This window comes from Paenibacillus uliginis N3/975 (assembly GCF_900177425.1).
Taxonomy (GTDB): Bacteria; Bacillota; Bacilli; order Paenibacillales; family Paenibacillaceae; genus Paenibacillus_AQ; species Paenibacillus_AQ uliginis.
Window position 1 is genome coordinate 1438427 of record NZ_LT840184.1, and the last position, 25448, is coordinate 1463874.

5 protein-coding genes are annotated in these 25448 nt (G+C 38.0%); all 5 read left to right on the forward strand.

The genetic code is table 11. From position 1 onward, the window contains the following. Window positions 1-30: 30 nt before the first annotated feature. The 5 genes from B9N86_RS06710 to B9N86_RS06730 all read left to right on the forward strand — a co-directional run bounded on the left by B9N86_RS06710 (window position 31) and on the right by B9N86_RS06730 (window position 25133). Complete coding sequence (locus B9N86_RS06710; RefSeq protein ID WP_208918321.1) at window positions 31-8610, forward strand: non-ribosomal peptide synthetase; 8580 nt, start codon at window positions 31-33, stop codon at window positions 8608-8610. Window positions 8611-8640: 30 nt separating this feature from the next. Continuing rightward, complete coding sequence (locus B9N86_RS06715; RefSeq protein ID WP_244562980.1) at window positions 8641-9159, forward strand: GNAT family N-acetyltransferase; 519 nt, start codon at window positions 8641-8643, stop codon at window positions 9157-9159. 19 nt (window positions 9160-9178) lie between these two features. Beyond that, window positions 9179-12991 carry an aminotransferase class III-fold pyridoxal phosphate-dependent enzyme gene (locus tag B9N86_RS06720; RefSeq protein WP_208918322.1) on the forward strand — a complete coding sequence of 1271 codons (3813 nt, stop codon included), beginning with the start codon at window positions 9179-9181 and terminating at the stop codon, window positions 12989-12991. A 2-nt stretch (window positions 12992-12993) separates the two neighbouring features. After that, window positions 12994-14310 (forward strand): condensation domain-containing protein, encoded by a 1317-nt coding sequence (locus tag B9N86_RS06725; RefSeq protein ID WP_280174991.1) that lies wholly within the window; start codon window positions 12994-12996, stop codon window positions 14308-14310. Between the two features lie 233 nt (window positions 14311-14543). Beyond that, complete coding sequence (locus B9N86_RS06730; protein ID WP_208918324.1) at window positions 14544-25133, forward strand: non-ribosomal peptide synthetase; 10590 nt, start codon at window positions 14544-14546, stop codon at window positions 25131-25133. The last annotated feature ends 315 nt before the right edge of the window (window positions 25134-25448 follow it).

Here is a 25448-nt window from a genome sequence, read left to right on the forward strand (position 1 = left end):
AAATTATTAATATCATGAAGGGAAGATTACATGCTGCACAAACTTGATCGTGCGAATGTAGAGGATATGTATGAATTAACTCCTCTGCAGTCAGGTATATTATTTCATTATTTAAAGAATCCAGACAGAAATCAATATCATGAGCAAATTAGAATAACCATACAAGGCGAAATTGAGCAAGATTTGTTCATCGAAGCTTGGCAACAAGTTGCTTTTCAAAACGAAATTCTTCGAACGGTATTTAGATGGGAGAATATTTCAAAATCAGTTCAAATTGTATTAAAACAAATTGAGTTGAACTACACATTTTATGATTTGTCGAATGATAGCTGGCAAGAGCAAAATGAAAAGCTTAATCAGCTTGATGTTCTCGATCGTCAACAAGCATTCGACTTACACAACATCCCGTTTCGAATCATGCTTGTTGCGCTTGGAAACAGTCGTTACGAGCTGATTATCAGCAACCATCATATTCTATATGACGGATTTAGCAATGTAGTATTGTTAGAGGAATTTGTTCGTAATTATGAGTTTTTAATAAAAGGGAAAAAAATCCAATTTGCAAGAAAGCCCAAGTTTAAAGATTTTGTCCGGCATATTCACGAAGATGGACTTGGTTCAGAGAAAGAGTCATTCTGGAAAAACTATTTTCAGAACTATGAATCGTACGAGTCGTTCTCTCCGAGTGATGCAGTAGTTAATAGTTTGCCTGCAACGGATAGCTTGCATACATTAATAGACGAGAACCTGCACGAGTCGATTAAATCGTTTGCTATAGCGCATGAGGTTACTCCCGCGATTATTTACTATGCTGCTTGGGGTATTTTGCTACAGCGGTATCATAATACTGATGACATCATATTTGGTGTTCCGATGTCTGTCCGTTCCAATCAGATTGATGGGATCGATAGAATGGTTGGTCTTTATATTAATACTCTCCCTATTCGGATTAATACAGCTAAGGATGACAAGGTATGTGATCTCTTAAGATCGGTAGCCGACTATTTTTATCATAAAGAGCTCTTCCAAAATACAGCGCTTCTAGATATTAAAGCATATAGTGGTAGTGAAGAGAGTATTGGGTTTAACTCGATCTTGGCAATTGAAAATTACAGCAGCAGTCTGGAGATAAAGAGTGAGGCTGCAGGGTTATTGTTATCATTGCATTCTGCTTTTGAACGAACTAATTATGATATGACAGTCCGACTTTCGCTGCTTGGTAAGCCAGAGCTTGACTTGATATATAATTCGTCTGTTTATAATAAAGAATTTGTATCTCAAATGGCGCGTCACTATCTTTATATCATTGAGCAGTTGATTTCAGAATCAAATCTGCTTGTCTCTGAGATCGAGTTACTATCGAATAAAGAGAAACAATTAATTGTAGGCCAGTTTAGCGGTGAAAAGATTGAAAATCATGATGTTTTATCCTTCCGACAGTTGTTAGAGAAGATTGTAGCTATTAAACCGAACCGCAACTGTGTTTATGAACATGGGGAAAATCACACGCAAAGCGTTACCCTTGCCGAAATGTATAAGAAGTCCAAGGACGTAGCAGCACACTTGTTAACTAAAGGCTTGCGTCATCAAGAGCGTGTTGCGGTGTTGATGGATAACTCTAGTAAAATGGTTTATACCTTATTAGGTGTTCTAATGGCAGGGGGAGTATATGTTGCATTGGATCCGGAGTATCCTACTAATCGTATGAAAGCTATACTGGAAGATTGTCAGTGTCAATATGTATTGACATGCTCTGGTATCGAAGTACCACAGGATATTACCGCTAATGTGATTTATGTTGACCAGTTTGGGGGTCAAGGAGAATTGGATCATTCTATACTAAATCAAGTCGTCACTTCTCCTGACGATTTGGCCTATATTTTATATACTTCGGGGTCAACAGGTAAGCCGAAGGGTGTAATGATCGAGCGTGTTTCCGTGTTCCAGCTCTTAAGCTGTCTAGAAAATCAATACAAATGGGATAATAAAGATGTTTTCTTAGTAAGAACATCTTTTACTTTTGACGTTTCGATACCTGAGTTATTCGGATGGTTACTAGCGGACGCTAGTCTTGTTATTCCACAGAAGAACGCAAGCAAGGATCCGGTCTTTCTGTTAGACATTATAAAAACGTACAAAGTATCCCAGATCAATTTCACTCCAGCAATGTTTAATGTATTTATGGAGTATTTGTCTCCAGCCACGATTGCGAAACTAAACAGTGTTAAGCATATTTATTTGGCTGGCGAGCGGCTGCTTGAAAGTACAGTAGATAAATTCCATGCACTTGGAACTAGTGTTACCTTGCACAATTTATATGGTCCAACCGAGTCTACGGTTTATTGTACGCACTTAACAATGGAAAAGGGGTTCGCTGGAAAGGTTACAATTGGTCGTCCTTTGCCTAATGCTCAAATCTACATTGTAGATAACGAACTTAGATTATGCCCTGTTGGTGTGCATGGACAAATCGCGATTGCTGGTACTGGTACTGCAAAAGGGTATTTTGGAAATTCGGAGCTGACCAATTCTAAGTTTATCCCTAATCCGTTTGGAGAAGGAAGGCTGTATTTATCGGGCGATTATGGAAGATGGTTGCCGGATGGGCAAATCGATTACCTTGGTCGAATTGATGGGCAAAATAAATTACGTGGATATCGAATAGAAAATGAGGAAATAGAAAATACGATTTTGAACTACCCTGGAGTTAAAGAGGCTTCGGTTATGATCACTAAGGATTCTAATGGGGTAGATTCTTTGTGCGGCTTTTTTACGTCGAGACAGCTAGAAGACACAGAGAAGATTAAAAAGCATATTGCTTCACAACTACCTTTTTACATGGTTCCTAACTTTTTATTCCAAATTGACCGATTGCCGCTAACGAGCTCTGGTAAAGTGGACAAAAAAGAGTTGCAGAGAATTATGAATGAGGAGAAGCGTATAAACTCAGACTCTCAAGTCTCCTTAAACTCGCAAACGGAACATACTTTATCTCAATTATGGAGCGAGATTCTGGATTTAGAAACTTCAGAAATAGGATTGGATTCGAATTTCTTCCAATTAGGCGGACACTCTTTAAAAGCGATTAAATTAGTAGGGGCTATTCAAAAGCATCTGGATGTCCAACTTAACTTACACACAATCTTCGCTTCACCGTTTTTGAGTTCAATGGCAGATACAATCGACCGTTTAAAATCGAAAACTGATGATAAGTTAACCACACAGTCGCTAGAACAGTATACGAATCTTTTTACTGCCTCAGATGGTCAACAGCGAATGTGGGTCTTGGATAAGATAAGTCCGGGAACTTATCACATTTCAGCTTCTTTTGAAATAAAAGGCGAAATTGATTATTCGCTATTAAATAAGGCGATGAATCAAATTATTGACAGATATGAAAGTCTTAGAACGACTTTTGAAATCGTTGATGATCGCTTATGCCAGCGTATACATCCTGCAGGGCAGCGGTATTTTGAAGCTGAGCGAATCGAAATCCCGATTCAATGGGATGTCCAACTGATTAATGAGAGGCTTCAATTTATTCAATCGAGACCGTTCAACCTGGAGCAAGAGGTATTGTTTAGATTTACCGTATTGGAGCGCACCGAGCAAGAAAATATTCTATCAGTAACGTTCCATCACATTATTTGCGATGAGCAATCGGTCGGCATTATTATGCATGATTTTGCTACTTTATATAAGGGCTCAATTATTGGAGAGTCCATTATATTACCTGAAGTAACGTACCATGCCAAAGATTTTGCATACTGGCAGCAGAAGCAAAGCAGCGAAGATAAGCTGGGACGAGAGTATTGGGGAAAGCAATTTCAACAGAACATTCCACTAACGCGATTCCCAGCTGATTTCACAACAAGCGGCGCAGATATCTCAGTTAGCAGAAAAATCAATGCATACATTGAGAAAGAGCTTTTGGATAAGATAGAAAGAGCCTGCGCAGCAAACGGGGTATCTTTATTCGTTTATATGGCTGCAGCATTGAAAGTATTACTTTATAAAAATACCGCTGAAAAAGATGTCATTATTGGAACGCCTATTTCGGAGCGGGATAGTGGTTTGTGGGGTGATTCGGTTGGATTGTTCCAAAATACAATTCCGTTAATAACCGAAATCAAGGATGATTTATCGTTTAATGACACCTTAGAACTTGTGAAATCCAACTTTATCGAAGCACTTGCTCATAAGCATTATCCGTTTAATAGGATGGTAGAAGACCTGAATGTTGATACATTAGCTCGGAAAACGCCTCTATTTACGGTTATGATTGTTTTGCATGACGATGAGTTGAAGACGGAGAGCATTAGGTTAACCGATGATTTGTCTTTGGGGGAAAGGAACCAAGAGCAGGGACTTGCCAGTTACGATCTTGTGTTTTATATAAAACCGCAAAGTGATCAGATAAGAATCGAGTTGGAATACGACACATCGTTGTATCTCCCATCTCGCATGCAACGAACGTTAGAACACTTTATTACGCTCATTGCTGATTCTGCCGCGAATGGTGTTAATAAGGTCTCAGATCTTAAAATGCTGAGTCAACAAGAAGAATATACGCTTGTTCATGAATACAATAATACGGCGTCAAGCTATGATAGCAATGTTCCAGTGTTTCATTACATTGATAATTATGCCGTCAAATATCCGGAACATACATGCGTGGTATGTGAAGATAATACGTTAACTTACAAAAATGTTGTTGAAAAAACGAATGCCTTAGCTAATTATTTGAATACTGAAAGAAACATGAACGTGGGCGATCATATAGGCGTATTCATGCGGCGCAGCTATTTGTCACCCATTGCCATGATCGGCGTACTTAAGTCAGGTGCGTGTTATGTGCCACTAGACCCTAGTTATCCTCAGGAACGTATTCATTATATGATCGAGGATTCTAAGATCCAACTTTTAATCACAGACGATGAGACAGATTTGAATGGCATTCCTGATTCCATTAAGGTTATTCGTATCTCGGACTCATTCCTAGACGGATATGAGAAAGAGAGAGCGGGATTGGAGACTCATTCTTCAGATCGAGCAGTTGTGCTGTATACATCTGGTTCAACCGGGCTACCTAAAGGAGTTATGCTTAGTCATAAAAATTTAGCAGCATTCATACATTGGGCGCTCAATGAATTTTCGCATTCCCCTTACGAAGTAGGGTATTCTGTAACATCATACTGTTTCGACTTATCCTTATACGAAGTGCTGCTGCCTTTATGCAGCGGAAAGAAAGTCCGTATACTCCAATCTTCAGTAGATATCGCTAAGTATCTGAATGAAGATCGGGGTGTTTTACTAAATACGGTGCCGTCTGTCGTAGAAGGACTATTGAAAAATGACGTTAATTTGGATTCAATCACCGTTTTGAATATGGCGGGCGAACCAATTCCGCTTTCCGTTAAGGAAGGTTTAAATTATAAGAAGATTGAAGTGAGAAATTTATATGGACCAACGGAAGATACGATTTACAGCAGCTGCTATCACATTCACAATGAGAGTAATCTAATTCCGATCGGACGACCAATTCTCAATACTCAAATCTATCTTTTAGATGAATATCTTACTCCAGTTCCGAATGGAGTTGCTGGTGAAATCTGCATTTCAGGTGACGGAATTGCACTAGGATACTGGAACAAACCAGAAATTACAGACCAACGTTTTGTAAGGAATCCTTTTGCAGAAGATCATAACCTCATACTCTACCGGACAGGTGATCTTGGAAAGAGGATGGAAGACGGAAATATTCAATTTATAGGAAGAAAGGATAATCAAATCAAAATAAATGGTTATCGTATTGAACTAGAAGAAATAGAAACCGTCATCAATCAACACGATAAGATACAGGCCGCGACTGTATTAAAGAAAGCGAATGGAGAGCACGCCTATCTTGCAGCATATGTTACATTAAAACGCCATTCATTGATGGAAAATGGAAATGATGTAGTACCTGAAAGAAGTACTGATAATCAAGCGTTATCAGTCGTATCACGTATTCCTGAAGGAAATGAAGCGAAAATATATCAGTTTAGTAAGTGTTACCATACGATCTATGAAGATCAAGCCATGAGTAACCCTGATAAAGTTTCCTTTGTATCTAACGGAAAATCATTTACTTATAACGAAGTCAATGAAATGTCAAACTCACTTGCTCGTTATATGAGGAAGAAAGCAAACATTGAAAGAGAAAAACCTGTAGTTATATTAATGAATCGTTCCATACATTTTGTGACGGCTGTACTGGCAACATGGAAATGTGCTGCAGCTTATGTTCCAATAGATCCGAACAACCCTGATAAGCGTATTTTTGCGATGATTGAACAAATTAATCCCGCTTTAGTTCTAGTTGAATCAGAAGTATTATCAGATTCAGCACTTCATCATATAAGTAAAGCGCATAAAGTTGTTCAGATCGATCGCGAATATGATGCAATTGTTCAGGAAAGTAAACATAATCTCAATCTTCCATCTGATCCATACCAGCTAGCTTACATTTTCTTTACATCAGGCTCAACTGGTACGCCTAAAGGCGCCATGATTGAACATATAGGTATGATAAATCATATGTATGGGAAAATAACCGATTTATCATTAAGTTCTGATTGTGTCATTGCACAGAATGCAAAGCAATCCTTTGACATTTCCATCTGGCAGTTGTTCACGTCAGCATTAGTCGGTGGAAAAACAATTATTTACTCGAATGAACAAGTCCTTGATCCGCGTAAATTCATTAGCAGAATATCTCAAGATAAAGTAAACGTACTTGAAGTTGTACCATCTTATCTGTCACTATTACTTGATTATGCTGACGAGAGTTTGCATCTAGATTTGGACTGTTTAATGGTGACAGGCGAGCAGCTTCATTTGCCGCTTGTACAGAAGTGGTTTGAGCGTTTTACTAATGTACCAATGGTAAATGCCTATGGCCCTACCGAAGCATCGGATGATATTACACATCATTGGATCAAGCAGCCGCCAAGTGAGGGGGTCATTCCTGTGGGAAGTCCATTGCCTAATACAACAATTTATGTTGTGGACGAGGAGATGCGAATCGTTCCACTAGAGGAAAAAGGAGAAATTTGTGTTGCTGGTATCGGCGTAGGAAGAGGTTACTTGAATAACATTGATAAAACAAATGAAGTTTTTATGGAAGATCCGTTTACGAAAGGTAATGGCAGAAAGTTATATCGGACAGGAGACATCGGAGTTCTGATGCCTGATATGACCTTGCGATTTATTGGAAGGAAAGATCAACAAATTAAGCTGCGGGGACATCGTATTGAATTAGGTGAAGTTGAAACGGCCATGATGCAAATCGTTGAAATCAAAGAAGCTGTAGTTGTACATGTTCAAGAAGTAGCAGAAGAAGATGGCTACTTGTGTGCGTATTACACCACGATTGAAAATGATGATGAACAAATGGAAGTAATCATCGCGAATCAGTTAAATAAACGACTTCCTGCTTTTATGATTCCAGAGCATTTCGAACGTATGGAAGAGTTCCCATTAAATCAAAATGGGAAAATAGATCGCAAACAACTTCCTTTGCCATCCAGAAATGCAAGCAAACTGTCTGAAAGTTTGAAACTTTATTTAAGAGATAAGCTTCCTTATTATATGATTCCTGAGGTTGTTAACGTTATGGAACAGTTCCCGAGAACGCCTAATGGGAAAATTGACAGAAAAGCGCTTGAAGCGTTGAAAGACGTCTCACCAGAGTATAAATCGTTGACACATGAGATGGAAACACGTTCGTTAAATAAGTTTCAAGCAAGTATCCTTAAAGCTTGGGAAGCAGTTTTAGACAAGCAAGAGATTTCTATCGAGAGTAATTTTTTTGATCAGGGAGGAAATTCTTTCAAGCTAATGAAAGTCTTCGAGAGTTTGAGCTCGGAATATGAAGGTTTGAAAGTTACTGACCTATTTACGTTCCCGAATGTGAATGAGCTTGCAGGTCACCTCGCCACCTTAACCAGTGGCAACAGCTCGCTTCAGCGTATATTAAATCGGTATGGTATGGAATATAAGCCAATTAAAAAGGAACCATCCAATTCTGGTCATAGCGTGTTTGAAAACAATCGAATTATTATCGAGGGAGATCAGTATAAACAGCTAAAGAAATTAAGTGACAGCATAGGTGGTTCGATTGACTCCATTGTACAGGCTATCTGTTTCTTCCTTACAAAGTATGTGGTTCGCAGTAGGTCAGTTTGCATACAAACGTATAATCCAAGCAACGGACAAATAAGTGTATTACAACCGCCTATGGATAATGTTGAGCGACCTGTAGATCTGTTCAAGTTATTTGCAGAGGGAAGAACAAGTAACAAAGAGTCATATGATTATAAGGCTGTACAAAGTGTTACGAACAGAGATAAGATTTTACCTCTACTTTTTTCATCGAATGCAGGCCATATGGATTTGCAAACGTTGATTAAAGTATACAAATTGTTATTTGAATATGTTGATAATGGGGAAGATCGTGCTGAGATCACGGTTTACTTTGACACGCAGTTAATTGATGGTACAACGAAAACGCAATTTATGATGCTTTTGGAAGCTATGGTAGATAAGTCTTCCAAAATCCCATCGTGAATTTAACATCTTTCCTGTGGGGGGATTAATATGATTAACGAAGTGCAGTTATGTGAAGTGCTGGAAGAGCAAAAGTCTGTTCTTAGGCAATTAATTGAATTGTACGAATATGACTTTAGTGAGTTTAACAATAACGATGTGAATCAGTATGGATATTATGGATACAGTTATTTTGATCATTATTGGTTGGAGCCCGGACGGGTTCCTTTTTTTATATTAGTTAATGGTAATTTGGCTGGATTTATACTTGTGAATAGTTTTTGCTATTGCTTGAAGGAAGAAAACTCACGTTCAATCAGTGAGTTTTTTATTATGCGGAAATACCGCAAGCAAGGTGTTGGCATTAAAGCAGCTCATATGGTGTTCAATCTTATGCCAGGTCATTGGGAAGTATTACAGCATCCAGAGAATCATACATCCCATCATTTTTGGAATCGAGCAATTGATTCTTATACGAACGGTCAGTTTAACATTGAAGCCGGTGAAACTGAAGATTGGGTAGGTCAAGCTATTTTGTTTAAAAATAGCCAATTATCTAAAAAGGATTAATAGTGTAGGAGGTAAGACGATGTCTAAAGATTTATTTGGATTGGACGCTTTGTTAGCTTCAAATGATAGTCTGCATTCTGATCGTAAGAAAAACAATGCTGTAGCCGTGGTTGGTATTGGCCTTCAATTGCCTAAAGCGAATACGATTGAACAATTTTGGAATGTGATTATGGATGGAAAAGATTGTGTGTCAGGACTTCCGGCGAGTAGAATTCCTGATATAGAACAGATTGTGGCTTACGATGAAAAGGATCCGAGTACATTCAGATACTATGAAGCGGCTTTTTTAGATCATATTGATAAATTTGATTACCGTTTTTTTGGGATTACACAAAAGGAAGCTGCTTTAATGGATCCCAACCAACGTATTCTTTTGCAAACGATATGGAAAGCTTTGGATAATTATGGTTGCGCATCTGAACAATTATCAGGTTCCAAAACTGGCGTTTATGTAGGTTACCCATCAAAAAATCGATACTTAGAGATTATTGAAAACGTAGAGCCAGAGTTTGTTGATATGGCAACACCTGGGAATATCATGTCGATTGCAGCAAGTCGAATCTCACATTTATTGAACTTGCAAGGGCCTAATATGTTAGTTGATACTACGTGCTCCTCATCACTAGTTGCTGCCCACCAGGCCTGTAATGCATTGGAGATTGGAGAAATAGATCTTGCTATCGTAGGCGGGATTAATTTGCTGCTGGAACCTTATTACTCGGCAGAGAGAGAATTGCCAGAGATTATTTCATCTACCGGAAGAACGAGTACTTTTGATGCAGATTCGGATGGAACTGGAGTTGGTGAAGGTTCTATTGTAATGATTCTGAAATCTTATGACAAAGCCAGCGCAGACGGTGATCATATCTATGCCGTGATTAAGGGAAGTGCAATTAATCATGATGGGCGTTCTATTGGATTGACCGCACCAAATGTGAATGCACAAAGTGATGTCATTTGTCAGGCATGGGATAAAGCGGGCATTGATCCTAGCACAATTCAATATATTGAAGCACATGGAACAGGCACTAAAATGGGTGATCCAATAGAAATTGAAGCGCTGTCAAAAGCTTTCACTAAATTCACGAACAAAAGGAATTTTTGCGCAGTTAGTTCAGTTAAAACGAACTATGGACATTTGGATTCCGTTGCCGGTCTCTTGGGGTTGTTAAAAGCGGTATTGTCTTTATATTATGAACAAATTCCTTATCAGATCAACTTTAAGAATCCGAACCCGAATATCGACTTTAGCGGGTCACCTTTCTATGTCGCCACTGCTCCATCGCAATGGGAAGAACAAATTCCTAAACGATGTGGAGTAAGTTCATTTGGATTAAGTGGAACAAACTGCCATATGGTATTGGAAAGCTATCCAAGTAATCATTTGCCTGTGCAGAGCGCTGAACCCGGACTCGTTACATTGTCTGCTAAAAATATTGATTCTTTGCAACAAGTAGTTTCAGGCTTTGCAGATTATTTGAAGAAACAGGGGAGCAACTATTCTTTTAATTCGATATGTTATTCGAGCAACATAGGCCGAGACCAATTGGACAATCGGATTGCCATTGTAGCGACGGATGTACAGGATCTGATCGCAAAATTGGACTTCGCGCAGAGTCGATTACGCCAAGGGGGACAATTCGAGGAAAGCACAGATGTGTATATCGGGTTGCAAATAGCTGTCAACAATCAGGAGCGTTACGGGGATCTGGAGCTGAATGACATTGACGGAGACAAGCTATCACAGTTGCGTCATGCTGCAAGACAGTACATTCAAGGTTTCGGGGCTGATTGGAACTCGCTTTATACAAAAGCGTTCCAAGTCAAAGTCCCGATGCCCTCTTATCCATTAAATGAAGAGCGTTGTTGGATTGATTATTCTCGTTATAACAAAAAGGGAGAAAAAGGAGATTATTCAATGGGTTACAACCGTCTAGATGAAATAATTACAAATTTGCGATCATTTATTGCAGAAACTTATGAAATCCCAGAAGAGGAGATCGACAATGAAGCTAATTTCTTTGAACTTGGTATAGATTCGATCTCTATCCTTTCTTTGAAACAGGAAGTTCATGAAAGATACGGTGTGGAAGTTTCGTTTAATCAGCTTTATACAACGATGTCTAGTATCCAGAAATTGTCCGTTCATTTAGATGAATTACTACCTGCTCAAAGCGAAGCTATACCTACTGAAGCTTCGCCTGAACAGATGGTGAAGCCTATTTCAGTTCTGAACAACGGGAGCAGAAATGATTTATTACAGCAGGTTCTGAAAAATCAAATTGATTTACTCTCTTATCTCGTAAAAGAGCAATCAGGCTTGGAGGTTGCACCGACACAAACGTACGAGTTGTCGAAGAGTGTGCCTACGCAGCCGGCTACAGCTCCTTCTTCGGGTGAACAACAGAATAAATTTTTCAGAAGATTTATTGTTAAGGAGGATACAAAGCTTGATGATAAGCAGCTGAGCTATTTAGAAAAGATGATTCCTGAATATAATGCGTACACTCGTAAATCCAAGGCATACGCAGAACAATTTAGACCATACTGGGCTAATGAACGATTGGTACAAGGTTACAGCCAAGTTTGGAAAGAGATCATCTATCCAGTTATTGCTGAACGAGCTGAAGGATCTAAAATATGGGATCTTGATGGAAATGAATATTTGGACTTTGCTATGGGATTTGGGGTAATGTTGCTGGGGTACAATCATCCAGCCATCCGTGAATCGATATCAACTTGTTTAATGGATAAAATTATTATTGGTCCTGTTACTTCACTCGCTGGTGAGGTGGCAAAACTCATTACGAATATAACAGGTGTAGAAAGAGTTGCATTCTATAACTCTGGAACTGAGGCTGTAATGAATTCGGTTAGAATGGCACGTGCAACAACAAATAAAAATAAAATTGTTATTTTTAATGGTTCGTTCCACGGAACATTTGACGGTGTATATGCTCAAAGGGATGTTTCAGCGTCAGGACACAAAAGTAAGCCTATGAGTCTCGGAACCCCTCCAAAAATGGCGGAGGATATAGTCATTTTAGAATATGGTGATCCGAACGCACTCAAAGTTATACAAGAGCATGCCCACGAACTAGCCGGTATACTAGTGGAGCCGGTTCAAAGTAGACGTCCACAGCTGCAGCCGAAACAATTTCTACATGAATTACGCAAAATTGCAGATCAACATAATTTCGCCCTGATATTTGACGAAGTCATTACGGGATTCAGACTTCATCCACAGGGAGCACAAGGTTACTTCGAAGTCGAGGCAGACATTATTGCATATGGGAAAATTGCTGGAGGAGGTATGCCTCTTGGTGTCGTAGGCGGGAAAGCGAAGTTCATTGACCGCGTGGATGGAGGTAATTGGAACTATGGGGATGAAAGCTATCCAAATATGACCTTAATGCATACCGGCGGCACGTTTAACTGCCATCCTCTTACAATGGCGGCAGCTAAGGGAGTATTGCAGTATATTATAGACCATCCTGATCTTTATGATCGGTTAAATAGTCGGACCAATATCATTCAAAAAGAACTGAACGATTTCTTTAGTAGCTATGAAATCCCGTTAGAAATTGTATCTTGTACTTCTATGTTTTCCTTTAAGCCTAAAAGTGATGTTTTGTTCTTGCGCGTTCTATTTTATAAGCTCGCTATGAACGGCATTTATTTATGGGAGGGTGCTACATGTTTCGTTTCAGAAGCACACTCTGATGAAAATATTCTCACATTTATACAAAAAGTGAAGATGTGCTGTATGGAACTCATTGAAGCGGACTGCTTCTCGGTAAAAAAAAAAGTGAACTTCCTTCACAACAGATAGTGATGGCTCCGTCCGAGAAAAAGGTCAAAATGACTGATGAACAAATGTATTTGTTTTTATTCTCACAGCGAAACACAAACGCATTTCATGAATATTGGATCACTTCATTGGAAGGAGAGCTAGATCCGATTCAGTTGGAGAAAGCAGCCCAGATGATTGTTGATCGACATGAAGCGTTGCGAATAACGAAGTTCAAAGATGGGTATCAATATATTTCCTCTCATGTTGACTTTAAGTTAAACCATGTCGATCTATCAGTGACATCTAATTTAAATGATGAGATTATGTTGGGCCATATTAAGAACGAAATTGATCGTCCATTTGATTTGACTGAAGGTCCAGACTCATTGATGCGTTGTACGCTGTTTAAGATAGCTGACAAGCGCTATATTTTTGTATTTGTCGTGCATCATTTAGCTGCTGACGGCTGGTCACTAGGAATCATAAGGGATGAGTTAATTACATTGTATAGCAACGATTCTATGCATTCTAACTTGTTACCTGAACCGGTTTCTTATAGTTCTTATTTAGAATGGGTTGAATCCCGTGGAGCAGAACAGCGAGAGGAATTGGAATCTTTTTGGATAGAGAGACTCTCCAGAACATGCAAACCAAACATGTTTGAGATGACAAATGATTCCTCCCTATTAGGGTCTAAGGGCGTAGAGTCCTTTGTACTTGATGTAGAATTAGTTAATGAACTGAAAAAATTCAGTAAAAAACATGCAATTACACTATATATGAGCTTATTGAGCGCATATCGGATATTACTATATAGATTGTCGGATAACGAAGAGATTGTCATTGGAACTCCTGTATCCGGACAACTGTTAATGGAAGCTAATCATCTAGTAGGGCATTGTGTGAAGATGCTGCCCCTTTATGTAGACTTAGATGATGAAAAAGAAGTAGGTACATTTGTAAAAGAAGTAAAAAATGAAGTGCAAACGGCTACGCAATATCAGCATTTTTCTTATGAAGAGCTGATGAAGCTTGCTCAGAGCCGAAATATTGCGTTATCTCTTCCTGAGATTAAAACGGTATTTAACATGGATAAAAAGCTGCCAGGTTCTATAACTATGCCGGGCTTATCCATAACGAATAATGTTGAGTTAGATGAGCAGCTTGCCATGGAAAGCAAATATAATTTATTTCTCGATATTGTTGAAGATAGTAACGGCGAACTCAATGTGAAATTTGAATTCGACAAAGGCATCATCTCCGAGGAAGTATGTAAAGTCTGGGCTATGTACTATAAAAATTTGCTGGTTCAGATGGTTCAAAACGAAACTATGAAACTATATGAATTGGAAATGTAAATTTAGGCTATTTGCCTATCTAACGTATCCTGAAGTGCGACAGTTGGCCAACTGTCGCACTTTTTCTTAATGCATTGAGAAAAATCTTACTGAGGTGAGAAAGTATGTATCTTCTGAATAGAGATAGCGACCAAGAGTGTTCGTTATCCTTAACAATCTTTAATCAGGAAACTTCATATGACCAACTTAACAGGAAATCGAACCAGATAGCGCATTATTTATGCAGCTTAGGCGTGAATTCGGAGACGGTTATCGGCCTCCATTTATCAGATACAGCAAACTTAATAGCATTTGCTATTGGAGCTTTAAAGTCAGGGGCACAGTTAGCAGTACTTGATAATAAGAAGGCAGATGCAATTCCGTTACATCTATTGATTACAACTTCTGACGAAATGAGCGCTCGAAATTATTCGTCGCATACAACCATAGCTCTGGATCTTCTTGATGAAGAGATCAGCAAACAACCTACTGGAGATATCTGCAATATTCAGAATATGGAGTCAATTGCCCTGCGAGTACCTGTATCTGGGCAGGAAGCTGCAATCTATTCACACACCGATTTCTTAAAATATGTTTTGCAGATTGAAGAACATTTTATTGGTGCGAAGCATTCCAGAGTAATCATTCATACTCACTCCTTAAGTCCGCTTATTGTTTTGGTTCTTGTGTTTATGGGATTACGTTCGACTCGTATAGAATATATCGATATCACAGACAGTCTCGACTATAGCGGAGATAATGAAACGGCTTTATTTATCCATAAAAATGAATGGAGTACGTTATCCCAAAAAGAGCAGAACGATCATCTTTCTTACATTGTGTTAGATGAAAAGCCAATGCTGTGTAAACAGATCGTTACATGGTTGGAGCAGGTGGGAAGCAAGAAGATTACCTTTGGTTATATCTCAAAACATTTATCGCAAATTATGACCTATTTGCATATCGCAAATCAAGAAATAACGTTGAATTCTGATATGGATCTAATGCCAATCGGAAAGTTAATACTACCAGACAGCGGATATGTACTAGACAAGAGACGCAGAAAGTCCCCTGTTGGCGTCAGAGGGGAATTGTTCTTTCAAGTAAAGTCAGGTGAACAATTAAATAATAATTATAACATGAGTCTGTATAGAGCCGGTTTGAGCGCTACGTTAATGCCAAATCAAAATATAATGCTGAATGATTATACAGATAATATAGTCGAAGTTGATGGTGTAAAAATAAATGGTGATTTGATTCAAGATTTGCTCCAGCTTAATGATGATATTTTATTTGTTAAAACCGAGTACGACGAAGTGGATGGACAAATAAAAGTATATGTATCCGTAAGGGAGCAAGAACAGCATATTTTTGAGACCATCCATAAACAAATCCAGATGATAATACCTAGAAGTGCGCATAGAGCAAAAATTTACATCATACAAAATAGTTCAGCTGTTCTATCTGAAGAGATTGATATCAAAACTCTAGAAACAGCAGAGGTTACGCTTGCGGCAAAAAACAGTGAGAATCAGAACGAAGAAAAGATTATTCAAATTATAAAGGAAATACAAGGCTCCAATCATATCGCAGCTGATATAAATTTATTCGAGCAAGGTTTAAATAGTTTGCAGTCACTGCGACTTATTGCGTCGATAAATGCTGAGTTTAGTATTCAGCTTGAACTTTATGATGTATACAACCATCCAACTGTACGAGAAATTGCAGGCTTAATCCAGGATTGTCCTGTCGTAAATGAAGGGATTGAGAAAGCCCCAAATAAAGAGTATTATGAGCTTTCTCTTGTACAAAAACAGATATGGGAAATAAGCAACCTTAAGGAAGGTTCAACTTCCTATAATGAGATTTCTGTACATACGGTAGAGGGTCAATTAAATATAGATGCCTTGAACCGAGCATTCCAAAGTTTGATTGAACGACATGAAAGTTTACGAACGACCTTTGTAACCGTGGATAAAGAGCCAAGACAAAAGATTCATAGTTCAGATGAATACGGCTTTGCACTAGAAAAAATAAATGTAAATAGTAGTGGTGATGTTGAGGAAATTATTAATGAAGAAAAAATGTTTGTATTCGATCTTCCAAACGGACCATTGCTTCGTGCTAGGCTTTTATGTAAATCAGAGAAACAGCAGTATGTTTTAATCATAAATAGGCACCATCTTATTTCAGACGGTTGGTCTGACGCTGTCCTTTTTAATGATTTAATTACGTTGTATAACGCATACGCAACTGGTAGCCATAATCCTCTTATACCACTATCTTTGCAATATAAGGATTATTCAGAATGGCAAAATAATATGTTGCAGTCAAATAAATTTGACGAGCATAAACATTACTGGCAAGAGCGTTTTGGCGGGGAATTAAATCGATTAGAGTTACCGAGATATAAAAACCGTCCTAAAGCGTATTCTTTCACCGGTAAAACCGTTAAATATACTTTTAATCATGATAGAGCTCGTAAAATAGGCAGTCTGGTCAAAAAAAATAGTACCAATCTCTTTACTGCCGTAGTGGGAATACTTAGTGTTATGTTTCATAAGTATACGGGCTTGAATGATATCATACTGGGCACAACTATGGCGGATAGATCCCACATAGGGTTGGAAAAGCAGATCGGTTTCTATGTTAATACGTTACCGATCAGAACGATTATCGAAGAAAACGATAGCTTTCTACAACTTATTGATCATGTCAAAACGGACTTGCAGAGCATGATTAAGTATCGCGACTATCCATTTGATAAAATTGTGAGAGATTTGGATATTAAAACAGAACTGGGTCATATGCCGTTATTTGATATTTTGGTTGAAGTGTTAAACTTCGAGACTCTTCAAAATGAGGGGATAAGCCTTGAAGGAGATATACAGTTACAAAAGTATGAGTGGGAGAATGAAACAAGCGTATATGACTTAAATCTTATGTTTGGCGAAATAAACGAAACGATCCAACTAGAAATCAGATATAATACGGATATTTATGAGGAACAGCAAATTGAGCATATTTGGATGCATTTAAATCAATTGGTTGATCGTATCACAGATGATCCGACGAGTTTAATCCAAAATTATAATATGGTCCCTGACTCAGAACTGAAACTGTTAGAACAATTTAACCTAACTTCTTATCCGATACCTGAAGATACTTTAGTAACGATTATAGAAAGAGAAGCAGTTCACAATCCAACCAAGGCAGTGATACAATTTGGCGACGAAGTTGTGCGGTATGGAGAATTACAACAACGCTCAAATGAAATCGCTCACTTTTTAATGAATACATCGCAAGGTTCGAAAACTGCTGTTCTAATGGATCGTTCACCCGAAATCGTGGAGAGTATTTTGGCAATATGGAAATCTGGTGGGATTTATATTCCTGTGGAACCGAAAAACCCCTATGAACGGATCAAAAATATTATTGATGATGCACAGATTCCATATCTCATATTTAGTAAAAAATATTTAAAAATTGCGAGTCAATTACAGTGGGAATGTCCTAGTTTAACATATATCCTTTGTATTGATAGTGACAATATCGCCAAAGAAGAAGAAGAAAAACGACACTCGATGAATTCCGATCTCTGGAATCAGGTTGTCCAGAGAGCAAGCGACCAAATTGAAGAGGGTGCTTGGTTTAATAGTTATACAGGTAAACCATTCAGTCGGTTGGAAATGGATGAATACGCTGAAAATGCAAAAAACAAGCTGCTTCCATACCTTCATAAACAAGCGAAGGTTTTGGAAATAGGATGTTCTTCAGGAATTACAATGTTCTCTATTGCTCCATATGTGAAAAAGTATGTTGGGATAGATTTGTCGAAAGAAATTATCGAGCGAAATAAGAAGATTGTGGAGAATGAGGGTATTTCTAATATTGAATTGCATTGTAAATATGCACATGAAATAGATGAACTAGAGGATGAAGACTTTGACGTCATTATTTTGAACAGTGTCATTCAAAATTTTAACGGGCTTAATTACTTGCGAAAAGTAATTAACAATATAATTAATAAATCAAAATCCGAAGCACTTATCTTTTTAGGTGACCTTATGGATATTGATAAGAAAGAGGAATTTATCAGCTCATTGGTTGAATTTGAAAGTCAAAACCGAGGTATGGGTTATAAGACATGGAAGGACTGGTCGGAACATTTATTCATTTCTAAAAATTTCTTAAATGAGTTTGTTTACGACATAACTGAAATTGAATCGGTTACTCATTCGGATAAAATATTTACGATTGAAAATGAACTCACGAAATATCGTTTTGATACGACAATCAAAGTCAAAAAAACCTGTGCAAAGGAAAACACGATTTACGATAAGACGAAATATCAATTTGATCGGAATGACCTCAGTAACTATAAATCTGAGAAGCAGTCCATAAACCTCTCGAAATTTGATCAAGAGGCTTATATTATTTATACGTCTGGTTCTACCGGCAAACCGAAAGGTGCAATCGTTGAACATGCTGGAATGGTAAACCATATACATGCAAAAATAAAAGATTTGAAAGTGGATTCTACTGCGGTAATCGCGCAAAATGCGTCACAAGGTTTTGATATATCGATATGGCAATTATTCACTTCTTTGGCGGTTGGGGGAACAACGGTTATTTATAGTGATGATTGTGTAAAGGATCCAGATTTGTTTCTAACTCATATATTTAAAGATGAGATCAATGTGCTTGAGGTTGTACCTTCTTATCTGTCTGTATTGTTAGATGGCATAAAGCAGATGCGTTTAGTTAATCGTGCTGGATCACTCGAATATCTGCTAGTTACGGGAGAAGAAGTAAAAGCAGAGTTAGTAAACAGAGCTTTTGAAATTCTAGAAGATATAATAATTGTCAATGCTTATGGACCAACTGAGGCATCGGATGATATTACTCACTATATTATCAATGAGCCACTTGATAAAAGTACGGTACCTATAGGTAGACCGATTATAAACACAAACATATATATAGTGGATAAGTACATGAATCTATGCCCAGTCGGAGTATGGGGAGAAATTTGTGTTGCCGGAATATGTGTAGGTAAAGGCTATGTAAACGATAAACAAAAAACAGATAAAGTATTTATGAGAAATCCTTTTGTAGACAGCAAGCATGAGAGAATGTATTTAACTGGTGATCTGGGAAGATGGTTGCCTGATGGAACGATAGAATTTTTAGGTAGAAAAGATAAGCAGGTTAAAGTTCGCGGATTTAGGATAGAACTGCAGGAAATTGAAAATACAATCCTGACGTATCCGCAAGTAAAACAGTCTGTTGTATTGGCACTTGATAAACCAGATGGTTCAAAAGAGTTGTGTGCCTATATTGTCGCAAACCATGAGCTAGTAGAGGATACGCTTAAGGAATATCTATATTCAAAGCTTCCTGAATATTCGGTTCCAGCGCATTTCATATCTTTAGAGAAACTTCCGCTCACCATCAACGGTAAAGTGGATCAGAGAAGATTGCCAAAGCCAGAAGGTCATGCTTTACAGCAGCATGCTTATGTCGAACCGACAAATAAGATTGAAAAAGAGCTGCAAACGATTTGGTCCGAAATATTAAGTAATCCCCTTATCGGCATAGATGATGATTTGTTCAAAATCGGGGGACATTCCATTGTAGCTATTAAGATATCTAATAAGATCAGAGAAGTTTTGATGGTTGGTGTACCTTTAAATATCATTTTTGATAAACCAACGATAAGACAGTTGGCATCGTATATTGAGCAACTACCAAATAAATCGTATAACGAAGACAACGCATGGATCGAAATAAATAAAGCGGGCAAAAAAGATAGTTACAAACTCGCCCCTGTTCAGCTGCCTGAATGGTATTTGCATCAACTGGATTCCGAAAGCACGAATTACAACATTCCTATTGAGTTAATGTTTAGAGGTAATTTAAACTTGAAGGCATTTGAGAAGGCTTGGAACAGTTTGATTGAGAAAAATAGTGTGTTTAGAACTACTTTCGATATAACGAACGGAGAACCAATTCAAATCATACATGAGGAGATCAAGTTTGAACTAAGTGAAGTCTATTTTGATTATTCAGATCTACCTAAATATGAGGCATTGAAAAAAGCGGAAGAACTAGCTTTATCTCATGCACATCAAGTTTTTGATTTTACGAATGGACCTATGTTTAGTGTTCAGCTAGTCCAAATAGATCGTGATCATCACTTGTTCTTATTTGCTACCCATCATATTTTATGGGATGAAGTATCTTCAATTAATCTCATCAGTGAATTATCCAGACTGTACAATTCCTTTAATCAGGATATCAATAATCAAGTCATTTCCCAGTCTTCTGAAATCGACTACATCGATTATGTAGAATGGGTGAATTCTTCGCTTGAAAAAGGATTATTTCACAGACAAAGAGACTATTGGTTGGAAAAATTCAAAACGGTTCCAGAACCATTACAATTACCTACTGATTATGTGCGCCCAGAAATTCAAACATTTGAAGGGGCAACAATTTTCGAGGTCATTCATAGCGAACTAAGGGATGAAATCCATAGATTCTGTGAAAAAAATAACATTACAGAATTTATGTTTATTTATGCGGTTCTAAGTTTGCAAATGCACATATTAAGTGGTCAAAATGATTTTGTTTTAAGTTCGCCAATCAGAAATCGTAACCATGAAAAATTGGATAAACTTCTTGGTTCTTTTGCAAGTGCGATCATGCTACGAAGTCAATATAACAAAAATATTTACTTTACTGATTTTATAAGACAAGCCAAAGAAACAGCAGTTGGTGCTTACGAGAATCATTTATATCCAAGTAATTTATTGCTGGAGGATTTAAAATTAAATCGGGATTTGTCTCGTTCTGGATTCTTTTCAATCATGTTTGGTTTACAAAATGATAAAAATGACTTCCTTAAAGAAGATCATTTTGACGGACTCAAAATGGAAGTGCCTTCGGAAATAAAAGTCCATGATAAGGCATCGCGTTTTGACCTTAACCTAGCATACGATGATATTAACGGAGTAATTACAATATACTGCAATTTTAATACAGCACTTTTTAAAGAAAGTACCGTACAAAAAATTGTACAGCAAAATATAAATTTGATGAAACAAGTATTGCAGCAACCAGATAAGCTTCTATCGGAATACAGCTTGGTTTCAACGGAAGAGCTAAACCGAATTGTATTCGAATTTAATGACACTGCAGCGAGTTATGATATTTCTGGCGGCCTTCATAGGAAGTTCGAGGAGAAAGCGGAGAGCGATCCTTATGAAATCGCAATTATTTATGAGAATACGACAATGAGCTATGAAGAATTAAATGCGAGAGCAAACAAACTAGCAAACTATCTCATACGAAATGGAGTAAGGAAAGAAGATAAGATAGGTGTGCTTGCTGCTCCTTGCCCAGATCTTGTGGTGGCCTTGTTAGGAATACTTAAAGCTGGATGCGCTTATGTTCCACTGAATCCAGATTTTCCACCTGCACGAAAGCAATATATCATTCAAGATTGTTCCATTCAAAAAATTGTGCTGGCTGGTCAATTTAAAATCGATTCTCTAAATTTTGAAGGAGAATACGTGTTGTTGGATAGTGCAGAGATCGCTGAGTGTTCTCCATTTAATCCAAATAAAACGATAGATTTAACGCAGTTAGCTTATGTTATATATACATCGGGCACGACGGGTGTTCCAAAGGGCATCGAAATTGAGCATAAAGGTGTATCAAATTTATTGGAATGGACACAGAAAACGTATAGGTTGAACAAAAATGAATCTACGTTGCTGAATACGTCATTCACGTTTGATGTTTCAATTTTAGAGATTTTTTGGCCGCTTACTGTTGGAGCAAAAATAGTTGTTTTAAATGAAGAAAACAGAAACAAACCGGAAGTCATAGCTCAGGCTGTCAATGATCATCAGGTTGCAGTCATTCAATTTGTTCCTTCTTCACTTGAAATGTTCATCAGGGCAAAGAAAACGAACAGTATGACTGATCTGTTAGCTTTAAGGCATGTCATTTGTGGCGGTGAAAAACTGACGAAACGTTTAGTATCTGAATTTTATTCTGTCTTCGACTGCCGTTTGTCAAATCATTACGGTCCTACCGAGATTACAGTAGATGCCGTTGTTTACGATTGCTCTATACCATTTGATGATGAAATTGTACCGATAGGGCGCCCAATTGATAATGTGACGGTATATATATTGGATGAGGATATGAGGGTCGTGCCAGTAGGGGTGGAAGGTGAAATATACATCCATTCTCCTGGATTAGCTAGAGGGTATTTGAATCAAGAGAGCTTGACAGCAGATTCGTTTATTTCCCATCCATTCGAATCCGGTAAGAAATTGTACAGGACGAAAGATCGTGGAAAATATACAGATGACGGTACAATTGTGTACTTAAGCCGTAAAGATGATCAGATAAAAATTCGAGGGAACAGAATAGAGCTTGGTGAGATTGAGAGACAGTTGGATAATATCTCTGGTATCCAGAAAAGCGCAATTCTGTACAATGAAGCGCAGCATGAATTATGTGCCTATATCGAGTTGGAGGAGAAAGACATTCAAGTAACCACTCGTATCGGCGAACGCTTTAAAAAGTATACGGCTAAACAAAGACCGCAGGCTATGGCTCGTGCAGAAGAATTGCATTATAAGGTTTGGCCGGCATTTTTTAGCGGCGATGAAATCAACGTTCGCTACTGGCCGCTGTTGTATACAACGTTCGCAGGCTATCAAATTATGTTGTTTAACGAGAAAGATGAAATTGTAGCAGTAGCTAATTCCATACCTATCCACTGGGACGGAGATATTAATCATCTGCCATCTGGCTGGGATGGGGGACTGGAATCTGGATTTGTTAACCACGGAATCTTAGAGCCTAATACGTTGCTTGTATTGGCAGCGGTTGTGAGCGAAGAAGCTCGTGGAAAAGGATTGAGTACTGAACTTTTAAAGCAGTTTAAGTCATTAGCCCAAGATTATAACCTTGATAAGGTTCTTGTCCCAGTAAGGCCTACAGATAAGGTGAAGCATCCTGACATGAGCTTTAAAGAGTGGTGCACATCAAGAAGAAATGATGGACAACTCGCGGATAGCTGGTTAAGAGTTCATGAAAAGATTGGTGGAGTAACGCTTAAAATTGAAACCCAGTCCCAATTGATCGTGGCCTCGCATGAGAACTGGGAGAAATGGAGTAACCAAAAGTTTGTAAAGAGTGGTGAGTATGTATTACACAATACGCTGCAGCCGGTTCAAATAGATATAGAACGTGGTATTGGGAAATATTACGACCCATGTGTATGGGTAGAGCATCAACCTGCTGAGCAGGAGGAAGCGTGGGAGATTGTTGACGTTGACCTAATCGTGAGTCAGCTTGAGAAATATTTGCCTTCCTATATGCTACCGAAACATTATATGCTGTTGGATCGTTTGCCTTTGAACTCTAATGGGAAAATCGATAAGAAGCAACTTCCACGATTTGAACGGATCGAACGAACCACGACATCTAGAAAACCAAGCACTGAAATGGAGAAACTATTGGCTAATATTTGGGTGGAACTGCTCGATCAGGAGCAAATCGGTGTCGATGATAACTTCTTTGATTTAGGCGGACATTCCTTAATTGCGACCATTATGATCTCAAAATTTGAAATGACTACGGGATTAAAGATTCCTTTAAAAGAGTTTTTGAAAAATCCAACCATTCAATTGTTGGCGGAGTATTTGGAGAGTCAAGTTGACACGAAGGAGAGCGAGCACTCGCATCAGCAAACCATTAAGAAGCAACATGTTATTAATAGGGAAATATCAGAAAAGGATCATGCCCTAACTGTATCAGGGAATGGAAAGGAAGCTCGAATTTCTAATATAGAGCCCTTCAATGACCTTTTCTACAACAATTGTTTGTTCAATTCCTTCTTTCCTGTCATGAGGCATTTTAACAAAAATATTCATTCAGTTCTTGCTAATGATCTAGCAATGTATCACATTGACAATGCGGCTGAAATACCTGTTGTGAGTGCAAGTTACTATTCGCGAAAGCCGCATGATGAGATCATTGTAGAAACGGGAATACAAGCAGACATGCAGCAATACTCAAAGCAATTAATAGATGATATAAAAAGAGCCATACTACAAAATAGACCAGTAATTATCTGGGTGGATTGTTACTTTGAACCATTTAGAAAAGACACATACATGAAGAACCATCTGCAACATACATGGTTAGTATATGGCTTTGATGACAAAAGAAAGATATGCAAGATTATCGAGCATAACCATCGTGATAGCCTGCGCTATGAGCCGATGGAAATTGGCTATGGGGATGTTGTTGCCTGTTACGACGGTTTCCAGACCTATTTTGCGGGGGAAGGAACTCTTCGACCTAGTTACTACGAATTTTATATTGCGGATGAGCATCATTCACAAAGTGAAGATGATATCCGATTACGAGAATGCTATAACATGTTTGCTGTCACGAATAAAAAGATTATTGAAGAGGGACTCAAGCAATTTGAGGAATGGGCGTTACATTTTGAAAGATTAGTACTGTCCATGGATAGAATGAACGAAGTCACAGAGTATTTCCTACCGTCTATCAATAATATATTAAATATTAAGTATGTAGAGAAATATAAAGTGGAGTTCTTGTTTGCAGAGCAGAAGGATATGCACATCTCTCTTGATGTAATAATTAATGCTTGGACTAGTATTCGTACGATTTTAATAAAATTTGCTTATGCGAATAAATTTAATAAGGATCAGCTTGTAGTGATGCATAGACACATGTGTGACATTATTCAACACGAAAAGCAGTTTGTTGAGGGATTAACCTCCTGAATGTATTTGAAGTAGGTAGTTGAAGTCTAAAGCAATTCGGATAATAAACGAATAAAGTGCCCCCTGTATACTGAGGATTGTACCGACAAAGAACAACTCAACAGGAGGCACTTTACATGAAATAGAGGATATAAATTCGATAATGTTTTCATTAGCATCGTAAGTAATGGTCAATGTTAGTCGAAGCTTCGGAGCATGTCTAAGGTGTTGCTATTGCATAGTATTATTATTCTTATGTTTATGAGGAAAAATCATTAACTTAATTGGAACATCTATGTAAAATTATAAACTTGAACATACATTTTTAAATCTGGT

What these genes read in the sequence shown, in the direction of transcription:
- B9N86_RS06710 (WP_208918321.1), top strand. Translation starts at nt 31, where the DNA reads ATGCTGCACAAACTTGATCGTGCGAATGTAGAGGATATGTATGAATTA.
- B9N86_RS06715 (WP_244562980.1), top strand. Translation starts at nt 8,641, where the DNA reads ATGATTAACGAAGTGCAGTTATGTGAAGTGCTGGAAGAGCAAAAGTCT.
- B9N86_RS06720 (WP_208918322.1), top strand. Translation starts at nt 9,179, where the DNA reads ATGTCTAAAGATTTATTTGGATTGGACGCTTTGTTAGCTTCAAATGAT.
- B9N86_RS06725 (WP_280174991.1), top strand. Translation starts at nt 12,994, where the DNA reads ATGGCTCCGTCCGAGAAAAAGGTCAAAATGACTGATGAACAAATGTAT.